This window comes from Paraburkholderia fungorum, assembly GCF_046027215.1.
Classification (GTDB): Bacteria; Pseudomonadota; Gammaproteobacteria; order Burkholderiales; family Burkholderiaceae; genus Paraburkholderia; species Paraburkholderia fungorum_D.
The window spans coordinates 1,269,262-1,285,380 of record NZ_JAQQEN010000002.1; the positions used below are offsets into that span (position 1 = coordinate 1,269,262).

The 16,119-nt window shown below is 64.4% G+C and carries 14 protein-coding genes and 1 pseudogene; 4 read left to right on the plus strand and 11 right to left on the minus strand.

Annotation, left to right across the window (positions count from 1 at the left end; genetic code table 11):
• The first annotated feature begins 137 nt into the window (after window positions 1–137).
• Window positions 138–3,191 (plus strand): ATP-binding protein, encoded by a 3,054-nt coding sequence (locus PQR27_RS26290; protein ID WP_408526535.1) that lies wholly within the window; start codon window positions 138–140, stop codon window positions 3,189–3,191.
• Here PQR27_RS26290 and PQR27_RS26295 read toward each other — a convergent pair.
• The 9 genes and pseudogenes from PQR27_RS26295 to PQR27_RS26335 all read right to left on the minus strand — a co-directional run.
• A complete protein-coding gene (locus PQR27_RS26295) occupies window positions 3,188–4,918 on the minus strand; it encodes a LuxR C-terminal-related transcriptional regulator (RefSeq protein ID WP_408526536.1) in 1,731 nt (576 codons plus the stop codon). The genes PQR27_RS26290 and PQR27_RS26295 overlap by 4 nt on opposite strands.
• Before the next feature lie 192 nt (window positions 4,919–5,110).
• Window positions 5,111–5,509: a DUF3331 domain-containing protein gene (locus PQR27_RS26300; protein WP_408526537.1), complete on the minus strand. Its 399-nt coding sequence runs from the start codon at window positions 5,507–5,509 to the stop codon at window positions 5,111–5,113.
• A 2-nt stretch (window positions 5,510–5,511) separates the two neighbouring features.
• Window positions 5,512–6,102: a helix-turn-helix domain-containing protein gene (locus tag PQR27_RS26305; RefSeq protein ID WP_408526538.1), complete on the minus strand. Its 591-nt coding sequence runs from the start codon at window positions 6,100–6,102 to the stop codon at window positions 5,512–5,514.
• A 113-nt stretch (window positions 6,103–6,215) separates the two neighbouring features.
• Window positions 6,216–6,620, minus strand: a complete 405-nt coding sequence (locus PQR27_RS26310; RefSeq protein ID WP_408526539.1) for a Ros/MucR family transcriptional regulator — start codon at window positions 6,618–6,620, stop codon at window positions 6,216–6,218.
• A 219-nt stretch (window positions 6,621–6,839) separates the two neighbouring features.
• On the minus strand, window positions 6,840–8,429 hold the full coding sequence (locus tag PQR27_RS26315) for an MdtP family multidrug efflux transporter outer membrane subunit (RefSeq protein ID WP_408526540.1): 1,590 nt from the start codon (window positions 8,427–8,429) through the stop codon (window positions 6,840–6,842).
• Window positions 8,430–8,435: 6 nt separating this feature from the next.
• Complete coding sequence (locus tag PQR27_RS26320; protein ID WP_408526541.1) at window positions 8,436–10,646, minus strand: FUSC family protein; 2,211 nt, start codon at window positions 10,644–10,646, stop codon at window positions 8,436–8,438.
• A complete protein-coding gene (gene mdtN, locus PQR27_RS26325; RefSeq protein ID WP_408526542.1) occupies window positions 10,643–11,743 on the minus strand; it encodes a multidrug transporter subunit MdtN in 1,101 nt (366 codons plus the stop codon). The genes PQR27_RS26320 and mdtN overlap by 4 nt, the downstream gene beginning before the upstream one ends.
• A gap of 48 nt (window positions 11,744–11,791) precedes the next feature.
• Complete coding sequence (locus PQR27_RS26330) at window positions 11,792–12,076, minus strand: YtcA family lipoprotein (RefSeq protein ID WP_408526543.1); 285 nt, start codon at window positions 12,074–12,076, stop codon at window positions 11,792–11,794.
• Between the two features lie 49 nt (window positions 12,077–12,125).
• Window positions 12,126–12,254: pseudogene (locus PQR27_RS26335) on the minus strand (thiamine pyrophosphate-binding protein); the annotation flags it as partial.
• A gap of 394 nt (window positions 12,255–12,648) precedes the next feature.
• On the opposite strand from PQR27_RS26335, the gene PQR27_RS26340 reads away from it, so the two are divergent.
• The gene (locus PQR27_RS26340) at window positions 12,649–13,692 is read left to right on the plus strand and encodes a fatty acid desaturase (protein ID WP_408526544.1); all 1,044 of its coding nucleotides are present in this window, start codon (window positions 12,649–12,651) and stop codon (window positions 13,690–13,692) included.
• A 96-nt stretch (window positions 13,693–13,788) separates the two neighbouring features.
• Here PQR27_RS26340 and PQR27_RS26345 read toward each other — a convergent pair whose 3' ends face one another.
• The gene (locus PQR27_RS26345; RefSeq protein WP_408526545.1) at window positions 13,789–14,460 is read right to left on the minus strand and encodes a winged helix-turn-helix domain-containing protein; all 672 of its coding nucleotides are present in this window, start codon (window positions 14,458–14,460) and stop codon (window positions 13,789–13,791) included.
• A 559-nt stretch (window positions 14,461–15,019) separates the two neighbouring features.
• A complete protein-coding gene (locus PQR27_RS26350) occupies window positions 15,020–15,271 on the minus strand; it encodes a hypothetical protein (protein ID WP_408526546.1) in 252 nt (83 codons plus the stop codon).
• A 74-nt stretch (window positions 15,272–15,345) separates the two neighbouring features.
• Here PQR27_RS26350 and PQR27_RS26355 point away from each other — a divergent pair, with 74 nt between their 5' ends.
• The gene (locus PQR27_RS26355; RefSeq protein WP_408526547.1) at window positions 15,346–15,531 is read left to right on the plus strand and encodes a DUF3563 family protein; all 186 of its coding nucleotides are present in this window, start codon (window positions 15,346–15,348) and stop codon (window positions 15,529–15,531) included.
• 124 nt (window positions 15,532–15,655) lie between these two features.
• The gene (locus PQR27_RS26360) at window positions 15,656–16,012 is read left to right on the plus strand and encodes a hypothetical protein (protein ID WP_408526548.1); all 357 of its coding nucleotides are present in this window, start codon (window positions 15,656–15,658) and stop codon (window positions 16,010–16,012) included.
• Window positions 16,013–16,119 lie beyond the last annotated feature (107 nt).

Here is a 16,119-nt window from a genome sequence, read left to right on the forward strand (position 1 = left end):
GCGGTGAGTCCGCGGCAAGTTAGCCGATATCACGCTGAGCCGGATTCGATAGTGGAATGCTCCAGTCCGCAGTACCGCCGCGCGCAGTATAGAATCGCGACAACCAAGCCGGGCTGCTGCCCAATCGGAGAATCTGCGTGATCGAATTCCCACCCTTTCGATTGGATCGCCTGAACCGATGCGTCTGGCAATGTGCGCCCGACGGCACGAGCCGCAAGCTCGCGTTGGCGCCGCGCGCCTACGACATGCTGCAATACCTGATCGACCACGCCGGCCGGCTCATTACGCACGACGAATTTCTCGACGCACTGTGGCAGAACGTGCATGTCCAGCCCGAAGTGCTGAAGACGCACATGCTGACCATCCGCACGGCGCTCGGCGACGATCCCGCACAGCCAAGCTTTATCGAAACCCATCGCGGCCGCGGCTATCGCTTCATCGCGCCGCTCTCCGCCAGTTCCAGCACCGTCGCACGTGAGACGGACCAGCGCGGCCATGGCGGGTTCGTCGGCCGCACGCAGCAACTGAACCGGTTGAGGACGCTGTTCGACGAAGCCCGCAGTGGCGCATCGCGCATCGTGTTCGTGGCGGGCGAACCGGGCATCGGCAAGACGACGCTCGTCAACCGGTTCCTGGACTCGCTCGATGGCGATGCCACAGTACTGACGTCGCTCGGGCGCTGCGTCGAAGGCTACGGCGGCATCGAGCCTTACTACCCGGTGCTCGACGCGCTGACCCAACTGACTCGCGGCGAAGCGGGCCCGCTGATTACCCGCACGCTCGTGTCGATCGCGCCGACCTGGGCCCTGCAGATGCTCGGCTCGGTACCGCAGCAATACCGCGCCGAGCTACAGCATCAGGTGATCGGTGCGGCGAGCGGGCGCATGTTGCGCGAGATCTGCGAATTCCTCGACGCGCTGTCGCTGGAGCGGCCGCTCGCGCTGGTGTTCGAAGACCTGCACTGGTCTGACTATTCGACGGTCGACATGCTGTCCGCGCTTGCCCGCCATCGCAGCGGCGCACGTCTGATGGTGATCGCGACGTACCGTCCGGAAGACGCCGAACTTGCGCACCACCCGTTGTGCCGGCTGAACCGCGATCTGGGGCTGCAGAAGCTGTGCCACGACATCGTGCTGGAACCCTTGACCGAAGGCGCCATCGCCGAATATCTGACGGGCGGCCCGCGCGACGTCCAGCCTGATAGCGCGCACGGCTTCGCCCAGCTGGTGCGCGAGCGTTCCGGCGGCAACCCTCTGTTCATGGTCGCGACGCTCGATCATCTTGTGGAACAAGGCATCGCGCAATCGACGCCCGAAGGCTGGAAGCTGCATCTGTCGCCATCGGAAGTGCGGCTGGAAGTGCCGCTCACATTGAACCAGGTGATCGAGCATCGCATCCGCCGGCTCTCCGACGACCAGCAACGCGCGCTCGAAGGCGCGAGCGTCGCCGGCCTCGCGTTTAGCGTGATGACCGCGGCGCCGGCCGCCGGCTTGAGCCAGGAGCATTTCGAGGATATCTGCGAGACGCTCTGCCGTCAGGAAAGCTTCGTCCGGCGCGAGCCGTCGTCTACGCTCGAAGATGGTCTCGCCGCGAACACCTATGCGTTCCGCCACACGATGTACCGGCAGACCTTCTACGAGCGGCAGGGTCCGCTGCGCACCACCCGCTCCCATCTGCGCGTCGCCGAAGCGCTCGAAGCGCTGTTCGCACCCGACGAGCGTGGCGGGGTCGCCGCCGAACTCGCCCAGCACTTCGCCGCCGCGAAACGTTGGGAACGCGCGCTCGGCTATCTGCGCATTGCGATCCAGACCGCGAAGAAGCGACTCGCGTACAACGACGCGCTCGCGGTCCTCGACCGCGCGCTGATGTTCGCCGCCAATCTGCCCAGTGAAGCCCGCGCGGCGGCGGAAACGGAATTCCTCGAAGGCCGTGCTTCGATCTTCGCGGCAGCCCACGATTCCCGCGCGCGGGAAACCTGCGCACAGCTCGCGGAGCGTGCCGCGCAGCACGGCCTGATCGACATCCAGAGCCGTGCGTTGATGAGCCTCGCGTATGCGTATAGCTGGCGCGATCAGGCGCGCTGCAGCCAGATCATCGACGAAGCGCTCGCGTTGAGCGAAAAGCAGACCAACCCGCAGCAGCAGGCTCGCACCCGCATCAGCTGCTATGTCTGGCGGATGTGGGTACGCGGCTGGTGCGCCGAAGACATCGCGCAGTGCGAGGCCGCACTCGTCCCCCTGCGCGCCGGCGACGATCCCTACACGACCGCCTGGTCGCTGTGCGAATTCGCCATGGTCTGCCTCGTGTCGTCGCACTATCAGAAAGCCCAGGACACCATCCTCGCGAACTACCGTTTCCTCGTCGAGAACGACGAAAACCGCCCCGAGTTCAACATGGCGCGCGCGACCTGGATGGTGCATCTCGGTGTGCCGTGGACGCAGCTCTATCTCGGCGAATTTGGCCGCGCGCAGCGTGAGTTCGACAAGGCGATCACGATGTTCGCGCACAACGGCAACCCGTACGGCGCGGACACGCTCACGCTCTATCGCTGCTGGGTGCAGTTCCATGCGATGGATTTCGACGCGATGCTGCAAGCCTGCACGCAGGTGCTAGCCGGCAAGTCGCCAGAACCGGGCAGCGGCAAATCGATCCTGCCGGCCGAATACCGGCTCTGCCTGCTGCTGACCGGGCTCGCACAGCTTGGTCTCGGCGATACGCGTGCCGCGCGCGACGCGCTCACGCAGGTAATGCAGCAGATGGACACGCAGCCGGTGATCTTCGACTGGTACTGGCGTCTGCCGCTCGAATGGGGGCTTGCGGGCGCCGCGCTCGCGGAACGCGATCTCGATGCCGCGATCGCCCATGCCGACTGCCTCGTCGACCTCGCGACCGCTATCGAAGAACGCACGTGGCAGGGCTTCGCGTGGGACATGCGCGCGCGGGTCGCGTGCGAACAGCAGGACGCAAACCATGCGTTGCGCTGCGTGCAGCATGCACTCGACGCGACGCGCGGTTACCAGACGCCGCTCGCGGACTGGCGCATCCATCGCACGGCTGCCCGTGCCTCTGAGCTGGCCGGCGACACGCAATCGGCGAACCACCACGCAGCACTCAGCAAGACGATGAAGGACGCGCTCGCCGCCACGCTGCCGTCGGGCCATCGTCTGCGCGAGACGTTCGAAGCGGGCTAGTCACGGGCGTAGTCGCATCCAGATAGCCGCACGAGGCCCAGACGGCTCGCCAGCGTCACCGCTTCGATCCGGTTCCTCACCGACAGCTTCGTGTACAGATGCTTTGCGTGCGACTTCACCGTCTCGGGCGCGATGCACAGCCGGATCGCGATCTGCTTGTTGGTCAGCCCGCGCCCCATCAGTCCGATGATCGAGCGCTCACGTTCGCTAAGGCCCAAGGCGGCCACCGACCACGCTGCGTGCTGCGCCGCCTCACACGCCGGTTGCACATCGGCGCCGCGGCGTCGGCGTCGCGACATCAATGCGCTTGCGTAGGGAAGCAGTTCGCGGACGTCGCCGACTGGCACGATCGAACCCCGCACCATCCCGTCGATCAGCTTCGCAACGCGCTCGCTGCAGTCGACGAGCGTCTGCTGCAGTCCCACCGAAGCCGCCTGCTTCAGCAGCGTGACGAGCAACGCCATCGCTTCATCTCGCAGGCCGGCGACCAGCAGCGCTTCGACCAGCAGCAACGCGATCGTCACCGCGCCGTATCGATCGCGCCTCAGAACGGTATCGCAATGGAGCTGCCGCAGCGCGGCGAGATCGACCGCGGCGGGTCCCTGGGTGGATGTCTGGATGGGTGCCTGAGGGAACGCCTGAGCGCATGCCTGGGAATGCGTCTGGGCGAGCGCAAGCCGCGCCTGAGCGAGCACGTGGTAGCGCGCGATCTCGAAGCGCGCGCTGCTGCTCGCCGCACCGCATTGTCCGGCCAGCACGGCGAGCCGTTGTGCGCAGAGCGCCGCCTGGTCGATGCGATCCGCGGCCACGTACATCTCGACCTGCTGCGCGAGGCTGGCGGCGCGCAGCCGCGGCCAGTTGCGCTCCATCCCCAGCGCGTGCGCCTCGGCCAGCAGCAGGAACGCATGTCCCGGTTGCCGCCGGTTCACGGCGATGCGCGCGAGCAGTCCGTAACCGCGCACCGCGCCTTCGATCGCACCGCCCCGCCGGATGCCCGGTAGCCGCGCCGCGACCAGCGCCTCGCTCTCGTCGACGCGGCCCTCCTCGTACAGCACCTGCGCCATCACGCAGGCAGGCAGCGCGTCGATTGCCGCCGGAGCGGACCCGAAACGGCGCGCGACATCAAGCGCGTCGTGGGCCAGCAAGCGCGCGGCATTGAAATGCATCTGACCGAATTCGATCGCGGCATCGAGCGCCAGGTCGAGCGTCGTGGTGATCGCGCGCAGCCGGCCCGGCTGAGCGTCCGGCGCGCGGCGTTCCACCGCGTAGAAACTCTCGGGATCGCCGAGGCGCCAGTAAACGCAGCGGCACACCGTCAACGCGACGTGCGCGGTGGGCGTGGCGGCGCCGAGCCGCAACGCGGCAAGCGCAGCGGCCAATGCTGCTCCCGCGTCGTCCTGCAGCATGAGCGCCGCTGCCCGCATGGCCGCGATCTCGCAACGCACCGCAACCGTCACAGGGCCCGGTAACGGGCCGAGCTGCCCGTCAATCCGCTGCGCGGTCAGAAGCGCTTCGGCGGCCTCACAGCGGATCAGCATCTGCCAGGCGCGCGCAAGATCGCGATGGACGCGCGCCAATGACTGAACCTCGTCGACGGACACGGATGCGGTCGGCACGACGTGAAGCGCCCGCGTCACGAGGGCTTTGGACTGCGCCCGCGGCGGCGCCGCGCGGGGATGAAGTTGTCCCGCTTCCTGATGAATTTCGCAGACAAATGCCTCGTTCATGCCACGCTCCGTCGGACACCTGATCGTCACAACCGTTTGACGAACGCAGTAGCGTCCAGACTAGAGTTGAGCGTCCGGAGAAGCGTGATGATTCGGTTCTTTTTTGGTAAAGGATGGGTTGTTGCCCGGTATTACCCAGACTGAAACCGCAACGAAAGCGATCGTGACCGGGATTTGTAATGCGGCCAGCAATCAACCGGGCGAGACGCGCTCGACCTCTGAGGCCAGCATCATCGCGGCCGCGTTGATGGGCTTCGGCCGCCCCTGTCGCGGACGGTAGATCGCGTCGCCGGCCTTGATCGGCGCACCCGACAACGCGCAGCGACCGCGCCGCCGCGAGACGCCCAGCCTCCACAACTGGTCGCCGTAGCGGCACGACGTTGCATCGCACCAGTACACGACCACGATCTTCGCCGAAACGCGATCGAGCACGCGCACCACGCATTCGCGGCACGCGTCGGTTTGCGCAGCCGGCACCCTGGCTGCTTCGAGGCACGGCGCCAGCCGGCTCGCGGCCCATTCCCGCGAGCCCCCGTCGAGCAGGCGCAACGCGGCGCACCAGCATGTGTCATCCGCCAGGTCGGTCCGCATGATCACGCTCCGGTGTCGCCGCGACGCGGGTCGATAGCCACGACCGGCTCCACCAACGGACCCTCGCCGCGCATGCGGGTCCGCCAGCTGTTGGGCGGCTCCCCGACCATCCGTCCGAACACGGTCGTGAAGTGCGCATGCGAGCCGAAGCCACTACTGAGCGCGACGTCGAGCACACTGAGCGCCGACGAACGCAGCAGCATCTGCGCGTGCTCGATCCTGCGCCGCAGCAGATACGCGTGCGGCGAATAGCCGGTCGTCGAGCGGAATTGCGCGGCGAAATGCATGCGGGTGAGTCCGGTGCTGGCGGCGACATCGGCCAGTCCGATCGGCTGCGCGAGATTCGCTTCGATGAAGTCGAGCGCGCGCCGCAGCCGCCACGTCGGCAGCGGCGCCGCGCGACGCGCGGACGGCGGCGGGCGCTCGGCGGCCCGCGCGACGAGGCGTGCGACGAGCGCGTCGCAGACACTGTCCGAGTGGCGCCGGCCGGACGCATCAGCGACCGGATTGGCTTCCTCGAGCGCGATCCCGCTGTCGGCGGCGAAATCCGCCGCCTCATTGCCGCACGCTGCATGGGGTGTGTGCGTGAACATGTGCGCCTCCGCAGGCCGTAAGTCGACGGCCCCATCTTGCGCAATCTGGCGGCGGCGCGACATCCCCTCATCGGGTGAGCGCGACGGAGGTGACCTCCCTCGTTCGTGCGTTCTCAGGTGCCGCGACGCGGCTTGATTGCGCCCCCAGGATGGCGCTTCGCAATCGACGAACGCAGCGCGGAATAGGCCGGTGCGACCATCGGGTAGTCAGCGGGCAGGCCCCACTTCGCGCGGTATTCGTCGGGGGTCATCGCGAAGTGGCGCTGCAGATAGCGCTTGAGCGACTTCAGCTTGCGTCCGTCTTCGAGACAGACGAGGTACTCGTCGCGCACCGATTCCTCGATCGGCACCGCCGCCCGCTGCTGCGCCGCCGGGGCCGCCGGCGTGCGCAATGCGGCCAGCGCGGCGTAGGTGCTCCAGATGAACGCCGGCAGGTCGGCCGACGGCAACGGATTGCTCGACACGAAGCTCGCCACGATTGCAGCGGTGAGCTCGATCAGATCGATGTCTTCCCTCACGACCCGCCTCGACGGATCAACGGTTCCGGGTGCGACAGCCGCGTGGCCCGGAGAGGTGTGCGGCTTCCCAAAGCATCATGACGGTTCAAGAATCGGCTCCCTGACAGATGGGTCATCGGTCGCGTTAGGATCGGCGGGCAACAGCGATCAATCCCCCGATCGGGGGCCCTCACGCTCACAGGACGACCTGCGGCAAAACCAACCCGGCGCACTCTCCGGCTAGTGCACTTTCGTGCTGGCCGTGTCTTCCGGCAGATCGTCGCTGCGATAGCCGCCACCGAGCGCGCGGGTCAGCACGATGCCCGCTTCGATCTCGTCGCCGGTCAGTTGCACGAGCTCGAGGCGCCCAACGATGACCGGCGCCTTCGCCTGCATCGCGCTCGTCCTGTCACCCAGGCCGGTCTGGTAGCCCGCCTCGGCACTGTCGCTCGCAAAGCGCAACGCGTCGATCCGCTCATGCTGCAACCGCACGCGATGATCGAGGTCGTCGATCTGGCTGCCGCCCTGCGCGACATCGCGCACCGCGTCGAGCACCGCCTGGTCGTACTGCTCGATCAGCGTGTTGCTGGCCGTGCGCGCGCCGTGCAGGTTCGCGTTGAGGCGGCCGCCGTCGAAAATCGGCAGCGTGAGGCCGGGAATCAGGTTGATCTGCTGGCTCGAATGCATGAACAGATCGCGCATGCGCAGCGCGTTGAAACCGAAGAACGCGGTGATATCGAAGCTCGGGTAGAACGCGGCCTTCGACGCATCGATCTTGTCGAACGACGCCTGTACCAGCCAGCGCATTGCCTGCAAGTCCGGGCGCCGCGCGAGCAGCTCGTACGAAAGCGTCGACGGCAACGACCCGGATGGCGCCGGCAACGGCACCGGCGCGATCGCCGGCAGATCGTCGGCACCGACGCCCGCCAGCGCGCGCAGCGCCTCGCGCGCGTGGACGACCTGCTCCTCGCTCGACGCGATCTGCTGGTCGATCGCGAGCAACCGCGAACGCGCCTCGGCGGTCTGGGTCAGCGCTTCGAGGCCGCGTTCATGGCGCGCCGATCGCGTGTCGAGCTCGAACGCGCGCACTTCCCGAAGCTGCCGCAACAGCTCGAGGCTCGCGTAGGTGATCTGGATGCTGTAGTAGAGCTGCGCGACACCTGCCGAGAGTTCGAGCTCGGCCTGCGCCGCCTCCGCGCGCCGCGCGTTCTGCTCGCCAATTGCCGCGCGCACGAGGTCGCGCTGCTTGCCCCAGATATCGATGTCGTAGTGAGCGGCGACGCCCACCAGCCCGGTCCAATACCACGGCCCAAACGCTCCGATCGCCGGGTCGTGCGACGCGTATGCGCTGAGGAAACCGTGCCCCGAGACCCGCTCGCGATCGGCCTCCGCCAACGCGGACATCTGCAGACCGGCCCCCGCCCGGATCAGCTCGACCTGCGCGTGGGCCTGCGAGACGTGCTCGCGCGCAATAGCGAGTGTCGGCGCATGAGCGAGCGCCAGGTCGACGAGCGTATCGAGCTGCGGATCGTGATACTGCGTCCACCAGCGCGCCGACGGCCAGCCTTCGTTCGCGAGATGGATGTCGTCGGCGAGGCGGATCTGCTGCGGCGCGATCATCGTGGCGGGCGGACTGTCGTGGTGAATGAGCGCGCACGAGGCGAGCAATGGCAGCGTGAGCGACGCGAGCCAGTGGACGAGTAGTCTTGTGGCGGGTCGTACGGCTGGTCCCGTGGCCAGTCGTACGGCCGGCGTGCGCGTCACGCGCCACAGGCTCGATAAGCGCGGTAAGTGCTGTAAGCGGCGCAGGATACAAGCGAAGTGCGTCATCGCCAATCACCCCACACTCGCGAATTCGACGGACCCACGCTCGTCGGCCCACCAGCGCGGCAGCCCGGCGAGTGCCGCGTCGATCCGAAGCGCGAGCCGTTCCAGCGTTTCCGCGCCTGCCCTGCCCGCTGCCTCTGCCGGCGCGGTGCGCAGCCCACTCGGGTCGAGCGGCGCCGGCGTCGTCGCGGCCGGTGGCTCGGTCGCGAGCTGTGACGCATATCGCTCCAGTGTATCCGCGACATCCGACTGAAACTTCGCTGCACCCTCCATCGGTGCGCCTGTCGATGCGCCGGTCATCGCTTCGTGATGAAACGCTTCGATTGCGACAAGCATCGCACGGCTCTGCGCGAGCACCGTCTGCGACAGCAGCGTAATCCGCGCCGTCTCGCCCTCGCGCCAGTCGGGTTCGAGCGCGACGCGCGCCAGCACCATCTGAGAGTCCGCGAGCATGGCCCACGTTTGAACCACCGCAGCCGAATCCGTCGCACGTGGGCCGCTCTGCAGCGCCTTCGCCTCGATTCGCGCCAGCGCCGCGATCTTGCGCAGTATCGACGTTAGTTGCGTGCGCAGCGCATCCGCTTCGCCTTCAGGCCACATCGACATCTGGATGAAGGTTGCCACGCCCACGCCCAGCAGGATGCCGACGATCCGGTCGCGGATCTCGGTGAGATCGGACGGCGGCGAGAACGATTCGAGTAGCGCCAGCGCGAACGTAAACATGATCTGGATCCCGGCATAGGCGCTCCGCTCGGAACCCGCCGCCACCCAGGCGCCGAGCGCGATCACGGGCAGGCTCATCAGCAGCAGCCCCGTCACGCTTTCCAGGTGCGGAATCACGAACGCGACCATGAACAGCGCCAGCGCGCTGCCGATCAGTGCGCCGCTGATCCGCAGCACGCCCTGGCGGCTCGACGCGCCTAGGCTCGGCAGCGCGACCACGAGACACGTCAGCATGATCGTGTGGATGCCCGGCCAGTTCACCGCGTTGTAGAACACGTAGCAGATCAGTACCGAGAACAGCGTACGCAACGAGAAGCGTGCGTAGCGTGGATTCGCGAAGATATCCGGTTCGGGCTGTGCAGAGGGCGGCGCCGGTTTCGTCGCCTGCTCCGCTTTCGCCCCTCTCTCCCCTTTCTCCCCTTTCTCCGCTGCACTGCCGGCGGCCGCATCATCCGGCGGCGTCGGTGCGACGGCACTCCGTGTAGCGTCGGAGAACGCGTTGAGCGCGCGCTGCATCGCGTCGAGCGCCGGTATCGAGGTCGACACCGGCACGCTCCCAGGTACGCTCCAGTGCGGCCATTGCGCGTCATCGCCGATTGCGTGTTCGAGCGATACGAGTTCGTCCTGCACCGCGCGGATGGCACCGATCTGCCCGGCGTTGAGCGTGACTCCATGGGCATGGTCAGGCAGCACCGCAGCAGCTTCGAAGATGCGCGATACCACGGTCACGCAGGCCAACCTCGCCGAGTTATCTTCCTGGCTGTAGCGGTGACGCATGGACGAAAAGCGCAACAGCTTCTGCAACGCCAGCGCGCCGCGCTCGAGATCGAGCGGGCCGATCCGCACGGCCGCCGCATTCGCGTCGATCATGCCCGCGAGCCGCGCATGGGCCGTCGCGAGCTGCCGTTGCATGGCGGCGCGCAACTGCTGCTCCGGTTCGGCTGGCAGAAACAGCGTGTTGATGGTCAGCGACAGGACAACGGAGTAGTTGACCGCCACCCACACCCACAGACAGTCACGCACCAGCGCTTCCGCGTTATCGGTCAGATCGGCAAAGGTCTGCGCGTAAATCACGATCAGCGAGACGAGAAAGAACACCAGCCCCAGTTTCGCCACGGCCCGCATCAGATAGGCGCTGCAAAAAAAGATCGCGCTTGCGATGATGATGCGCAGCAGCGGGTAGTCGAACGTCAGCTGGTAGACGCCGATGATGCAGGCGATCGCGCAGGTCGTGCCGATCAAAGCCATCAATGCGACGAGGCGGGTCAGCACGATGTTCGACTGCGTGACGAAGAACACCACGATCAGCGATAACGCCAGCTCGGGCACCTGCAAGGTCATCGACACGACAATCACGATCGCGCAGCCGAGCACGCTGCGCATGGTCACGTTGGCGCGCCCCGGAAACCCGCCAAGCTCCGCGCGCAGGAAGCCTGCCAGTCGCCCGAGCGGACGCGGCCACGCGAGATGACGGCCGACGCCGTCGAGACCGCTCATGACGGCGCTCCATTGGGCGTCGCGCGATTGTCGCGATTGTCCTGACTATCGCGACGGTCAGGCTGCAGCACGGCGACAGCGGACGTGCCAATCCGGAACATCTGCGGATCGGGATGATCGACCAGGATCTTCACGGGAAAACGCTGCGCGACGTGCACCCAGTTGATGCTGCGCTGAATGCTCGGCAGACCGTTCGCGCTGCCACCGCCGTCCGGCGGCTCGACGCCGAAGCCGATCGAGTCCACCGAACCGCTGAAACGGATGCGGGTATTGCTCATCAGGTAAACGGTCGCGCGGGTGCCGGGCCGGATGTTGCCGAGCTCGTTCTCGCGCAGATTGGCGATCACGTACCAATGCCGCGTATCGATCAGCGTGAAGACGGGCTTTTGCGCGGACACGAATTGCCCGACGGACGTGCGCAACTCGACGACGCGGCCATCGAACGGCGCGCGCACGGTCGCGTATTCCAGATTGAGCTGCGCCGTCGAGATTTCAGCTGTCAGCACCGCGCGCTGCGCGACGAGCGCGGCGACGCTGCTGACCGCCGCCTGAGCCTCGCGCGCCTGCGCTTGCGCGGCCGCCAGCTCGGCGAGTGCCGCGCGTTGCGTGGTGCGCGCGCGCTCCAGTTCGTCGGCGGAAATGTAGCCCTTGGCGATCAGCGGCTCCATTCTCGCCAGCGTGTCCCCCGCCTGCTTCGCGGCGGTCTGCGCGCGCACGACCGCCGACTTCGCAGCGTCGGCGCTGAATCCTTGTGCATTGACGGTGCGCTGCGTCAGAGGGATCTGCGCATCGAGTTGCGCAAGCGCCGCCTGGGCGCGCTGCAACGCGAATTGATACGGACGCCGGTCGATCTCGAACAGCAGATCGCCCTGCTTCACCGCCTGGTTGTTGCGCACAGCGAGCGTCACGATCTTGCCGCTGACTTCGGGCGAGACGCCGATCGTGTCCGCGTACGCATAGGCGTCGTCCGTGCGCGGCACGGTATCCACGCGCCAGATCACGGCGATGACCGCGATCACGGCCAGCACGATCAGCAGTATGGCGGGCCAGGTTCGCGGACGCTGCTTTCCGGCGTCCGTGCTTTGGGCAGCAGTCATGGTCACACGGTCAGCTAAAGGTTGAAGGGGTTAAAGGAGCTACACGGGTTAAAGGTTGAAGCCCGCGACCCAGAGCGCGATCGAAAACAGCACCGTCAGCGCCGGGTAGACGATCGCGGGCGGCGCGAGCCAGGCGCCGCGGCCGCTTCGCGAAAGCAGCACGTGCACGCATACGACCAGCAGCACGCCACCCACGATACAAAACAGCCAGTCCGGAAAATACGCGCCCAGCACGCCGACCGACGGCGCGTCGCTACAGGCGGTCAGCATCAGCATCGCGCACGACATCAGGACCATCCACGCATGGCGCCTACGGCGCACACCACTCGACATCGCCGTCTCTCCCTGATGGCAGGCAATGAAGCATTACGGTTCAACGGCGCCAGTCGATCTCGCCGGAACGCCTGAGCGAATCGGAGATGCCGTTCAGCGAGTCGCCGACCACGCCGTAAATGCGCTTCACGCCGGCCTGCGTCAGGGCATCGACCAGATAGTCCGCTGCCGTGGTCATGATGCCTCCTGCCAGCGCGCGCTAACGGACGTAGCCGCCCCCTTGGGGGGCACCGAACCTGCATGAGCGTGGGGGTACTTCACGATGCGCCTCCTTCTCCCGGTAACGGGGCGTGCAGGCACATATGCCGGCGGCCACGGTTTGACTTCGACCATGGTGTCGCGGCTCGTCCGGGCGTGCTTTAGGATTCGCACGGTGACGTATTGATCCAGCGGTTTCTCCCGCGCGAGGCGCGCGAGGCAAAAGTCAGGGCTTCAGCGCACCGACATACCGAATTTTCCACATCAACAATTAGCAGCAAATTATCTTCTCTTCAACTGGGTGGGCTTAATTCTCGGCTCATAGACACGGCCTAGATTTGCGTCCGTGATCAACAGCCCTGTTCGAGAAGAGAATGGCCGAGTACCTTGACGAAGCGCATGCACGAGACATTGCATCGCTGGGCGCAACTTTTACAGCGCGTACGGAATGGCCCACCTGGCTGTTGATCGTGCTGATTCACGGCGGATGGCTCGCCGTCGTGCTGCTCGTGCATCGCGGACTGCTATCGATGCTGGCCGCGATGCCGTTACTCATCGTGTTGTGCACGTGGCACATGTCACTTCAGCACGAACTGCTTCACGGTCATCCGGCGCGGTCCGCGCTGGTCAACAAGTTGCTCGGCAGTATCCCACTTGCAATCTGGTATCCCTACGCGATCTATCGCGATACTCACATCGCGCATCATCACGATGAGAGTCTCACCGTTCCGAACGTGGATCCTGAGAGCAACTACGTGCTGCCGGAACAATGGATGCATGCAACGCCATGGCAACGTGCCTTATGGCGTATGCGCAAGAGTTTCGTTGGCAGGTTGATTGTCGGTCCACCGCTCAGCGTCGTGACATTGCTCGCGGGAGCGTTCGATGAATGGCGGTGTGGCGACCGGCGTTATGCGGCTACGTGGGTCATCCACGCGGCGCTCGTCACCGTGCTGCTTGCGTGGCTGCAGTTCTTCGCGGGCATAGCGTGGTGGTACTACCTGCTGGCGGTGACATGGCCTGCCCTCTCTCTGGCGATGATTCGATCGCTGTACGAGCATCGTGCGGCTCGCAACCCCAGGTACCGGACGGTCATTAATGAAGCGGGCCTCCTGATGCGGCTTCTTTATCTGAACAATAACTATCACCTCGTCCATCACGATCTGCCGCATCTGCCGTGGTATCACCTGCCCCATGCGTATTGGAGCCGGCGCGATGCTTATGCGGCAAAGAACGGAGGCTTCGTGATGCGGGGCGGATATTGGGAACTGCTCAAGCGTTATGCCATGCATGAAACGGATTTTCCGGTGCATCCGCGATTGATCGGTGCGGATGCGGAACGTCGCGCGCCACAGCCCGCCGTGCCGCCTGCAATCGTCGCGCCCAAGGGCACGAGCGAGATCGGTGTCAGCCCTTGAAGCACGGCGTTACCTGACTGTCATCGCTAGTCGGCGTTTGACATGGGTATTGATCTTCAGACAGCGAACCGGCTCGCGCCCAACACGCGGAGCCAGTCATGCAGCGCGCGCTTCTGTTTCACCGAGCGCCCAACCTAGACCTCGAACATTACGAATGAGCCCGGTGCCGAATTTACGTCTCAGAGTAAATATAAGTACGTCGACAGCATTGTTTTCCACCTCCGTTTCCCAGCCGTACAGCCGTTTCTGCAATTCCTCGCGAGAGACAATCGCACCGGGATGTTCGAAGAATCGCTGCATCATGCAGAATTCCCCTGCGGCAAGTGTGCTCGAGCGGCCACCGAAACTGAGCGCCCTGCTTTTGAGGTCGAGCGTGACCGGACCGCTCACCATTTGCGATGATGCGTAGCCTGCCTTTCGGCGTACTACAGCGTGAATTCGCGCGATCAATTCCTTGACGTGCAGCGGCGTGGTGATGAAGTCGGCAGCGCCCGCGTCTAGCGCTTCGATCCGTTTGCCCAGGTCGTCGCACGCAGAAATGACCAACACAGGTACGGACGAGCCCGCGAGCAGCGGGCGGCGGATCAGATCGACACCGCCGCCATGTACTCCAATGTCGACGAGAGCGACCGTATGGACGGTTGAATCGAGTGCGCGTCGTCCTTCAGATGCATCGCGTACCCAGTCGGTACGATATTTTTCATCTTCCAACGCAGTAATAAGACCTTCACCAACTTCGATGTCTTCTTCGACCAGCAAAACGCGCACGGCTACGATCCCTCCTTGAAATGTGCAACTGACCCACTACTAGCGTTGCCGACGGTATGCGTGGTGACGTGTGACAGCGCGATCAAACAACCGGCTAATCTGCGACAGCAAAAAATAGGCGAACATAGTGCTCTCCAAAAACAAGTGGCTTGATGCGACTGTTCAAAAGCGATGAATCGCGTTTCAACAGATGCGGGGTCTACCGACATCGCGACTCTCGAAGCGTGCCTCGTCGACAGGTTTTTATCGTAAAGCCCGAAAGTTAGGCGAAGCTGAGCCGGTGCACGCCTGTTGCCGGATGAGGCGCGTTGAATGGGTTAATTCGTAGCTAACTCTTCAGTGGCAGCGTATCGCCTTGGCGTTCACACAGTGCTGACGTGAATCCGTGTGCCGCCTCAGAAAGCTACTCAATTGTCTACATGGACAGCAGGTTGACCCGCTCCAGCAGACAAGCGAGGTATTTAAAACAGCGCGCAACCCACGGCAATAAAAAATGACTCACACACGTAACCCAACACTCGACACAGGCTGGATGAACAGCGACGATTTGGTCGAACAATCACGCTTCATGGAATGCGAGCTGATATTTGATTTTCTGGTCGCTGCCGGCGCGATATTTCATTTCGCCGCGCTCGCGCTGGTCCTTGCCTACCTTTATTACTAGACGACAAAGATCCGGCCTTTCGTAGAGGTCGGCGTACGGCCGCCCGTATTGCGGGAACCACAGTGATTTAGCGCTCATTTTCCACTCATTATCGGCGTTTACGATGCAGTTCATCGACGGGCAGCGCTTCAATTCCAGGCTACTCACCAGACTCGTCGCAACCGCTGCGCCAAAGGGGAACACTAGTTCACCGCGCGCCGCACCAAAGAACGGAAAACATCATGTTTGAGAAATTGGCAAGAACACTGGGCTCGCTGCTCATCAGGTCGCAAGACCGGGAACGCGACGCGTTCCTTGGCGCATCGGTCGATTTCGTCGACCTTGAGAACCGCATGCGGATGCTCGAAATGAACCATCAGCCGTTCGCTTTTTACGCGAGTTCCTCGACACGTCGCCGGACATATTGAACGGCGCAGAATCATTGGCTGACAGACATCACCGCGTGGCGGGGCCGTTTTCTACTTTTACTCCGCCTTTTGCGGCACATTTACCATGACGTCTATTTCTTCAACCAGAAAGCTTTTGCAGAGCATGTTCAGCGAAATGGTCCTTAAGAAGGACGCTTCGCAGATCCCGCACTACTACCATGCGGACTTCCTGCTCGAAACCAATGGCCAGTCGCAGGACTACGAGTCATTCGCCAAGGGCCACGAAAGAGTCTACGCAACACCGATTACCTACGCGGTCCGCTACGACGAAGCAGCATGGGTTGAAAGCGCGACGAGCGTCGCTGCGCGCGTATGGATCAAAACGCAACGGCCCAATGAAGATCCGGTGGAATACGAGGTCGTGCTGATCGCCACGTATGTCGACGAGAAGATTCATCGCCTGTGGGAATTGACCTGGCCCGACTGGACCACAGCCAAGGCTTTTAAGGACTATTCCTGATCGGATGATCACACCGGGGCATATCCGCCCCGCCCCGAGCTAAGCGGGCCGAATGGCGCGGCACCGCTACATGTCAGAGCCGCGCGACAACGACGTATTCACGGCAT

What these genes read in the sequence shown, in the direction of transcription:
- PQR27_RS26340 (WP_408526544.1), top strand. Translation starts at nt 12,649, where the DNA reads ATGGCCGAGTACCTTGACGAAGCGCATGCACGAGACATTGCATCGCTG.
- mdtN (WP_408526542.1), bottom strand. Translation starts at nt 11,743, where the DNA reads ATGACTGCTGCCCAAAGCACGGACGCCGGAAAGCAGCGTCCGCGAACC.
- PQR27_RS26300 (WP_408526537.1), bottom strand. Translation starts at nt 5,509, where the DNA reads ATGCGGACCGACCTGGCGGATGACACATGCTGGTGCGCCGCGTTGCGC.
- PQR27_RS26355 (WP_408526547.1), top strand. Translation starts at nt 15,346, where the DNA reads ATGTTTGAGAAATTGGCAAGAACACTGGGCTCGCTGCTCATCAGGTCG.
- PQR27_RS26360 (WP_408526548.1), top strand. Translation starts at nt 15,656, where the DNA reads ATGTTCAGCGAAATGGTCCTTAAGAAGGACGCTTCGCAGATCCCGCAC.
- PQR27_RS26330 (WP_408526543.1), bottom strand. Translation starts at nt 12,076, where the DNA reads ATGTCGAGTGGTGTGCGCCGTAGGCGCCATGCGTGGATGGTCCTGATG.
- PQR27_RS26320 (WP_408526541.1), bottom strand. Translation starts at nt 10,646, where the DNA reads ATGAGCGGTCTCGACGGCGTCGGCCGTCATCTCGCGTGGCCGCGTCCG.
- PQR27_RS26305 (WP_408526538.1), bottom strand. Translation starts at nt 6,102, where the DNA reads ATGTTCACGCACACACCCCATGCAGCGTGCGGCAATGAGGCGGCGGAT.
- PQR27_RS26315 (WP_408526540.1), bottom strand. Translation starts at nt 8,429, where the DNA reads ATGACGCACTTCGCTTGTATCCTGCGCCGCTTACAGCACTTACCGCGC.
- PQR27_RS26295 (WP_408526536.1), bottom strand. Translation starts at nt 4,918, where the DNA reads ATGAACGAGGCATTTGTCTGCGAAATTCATCAGGAAGCGGGACAACTT.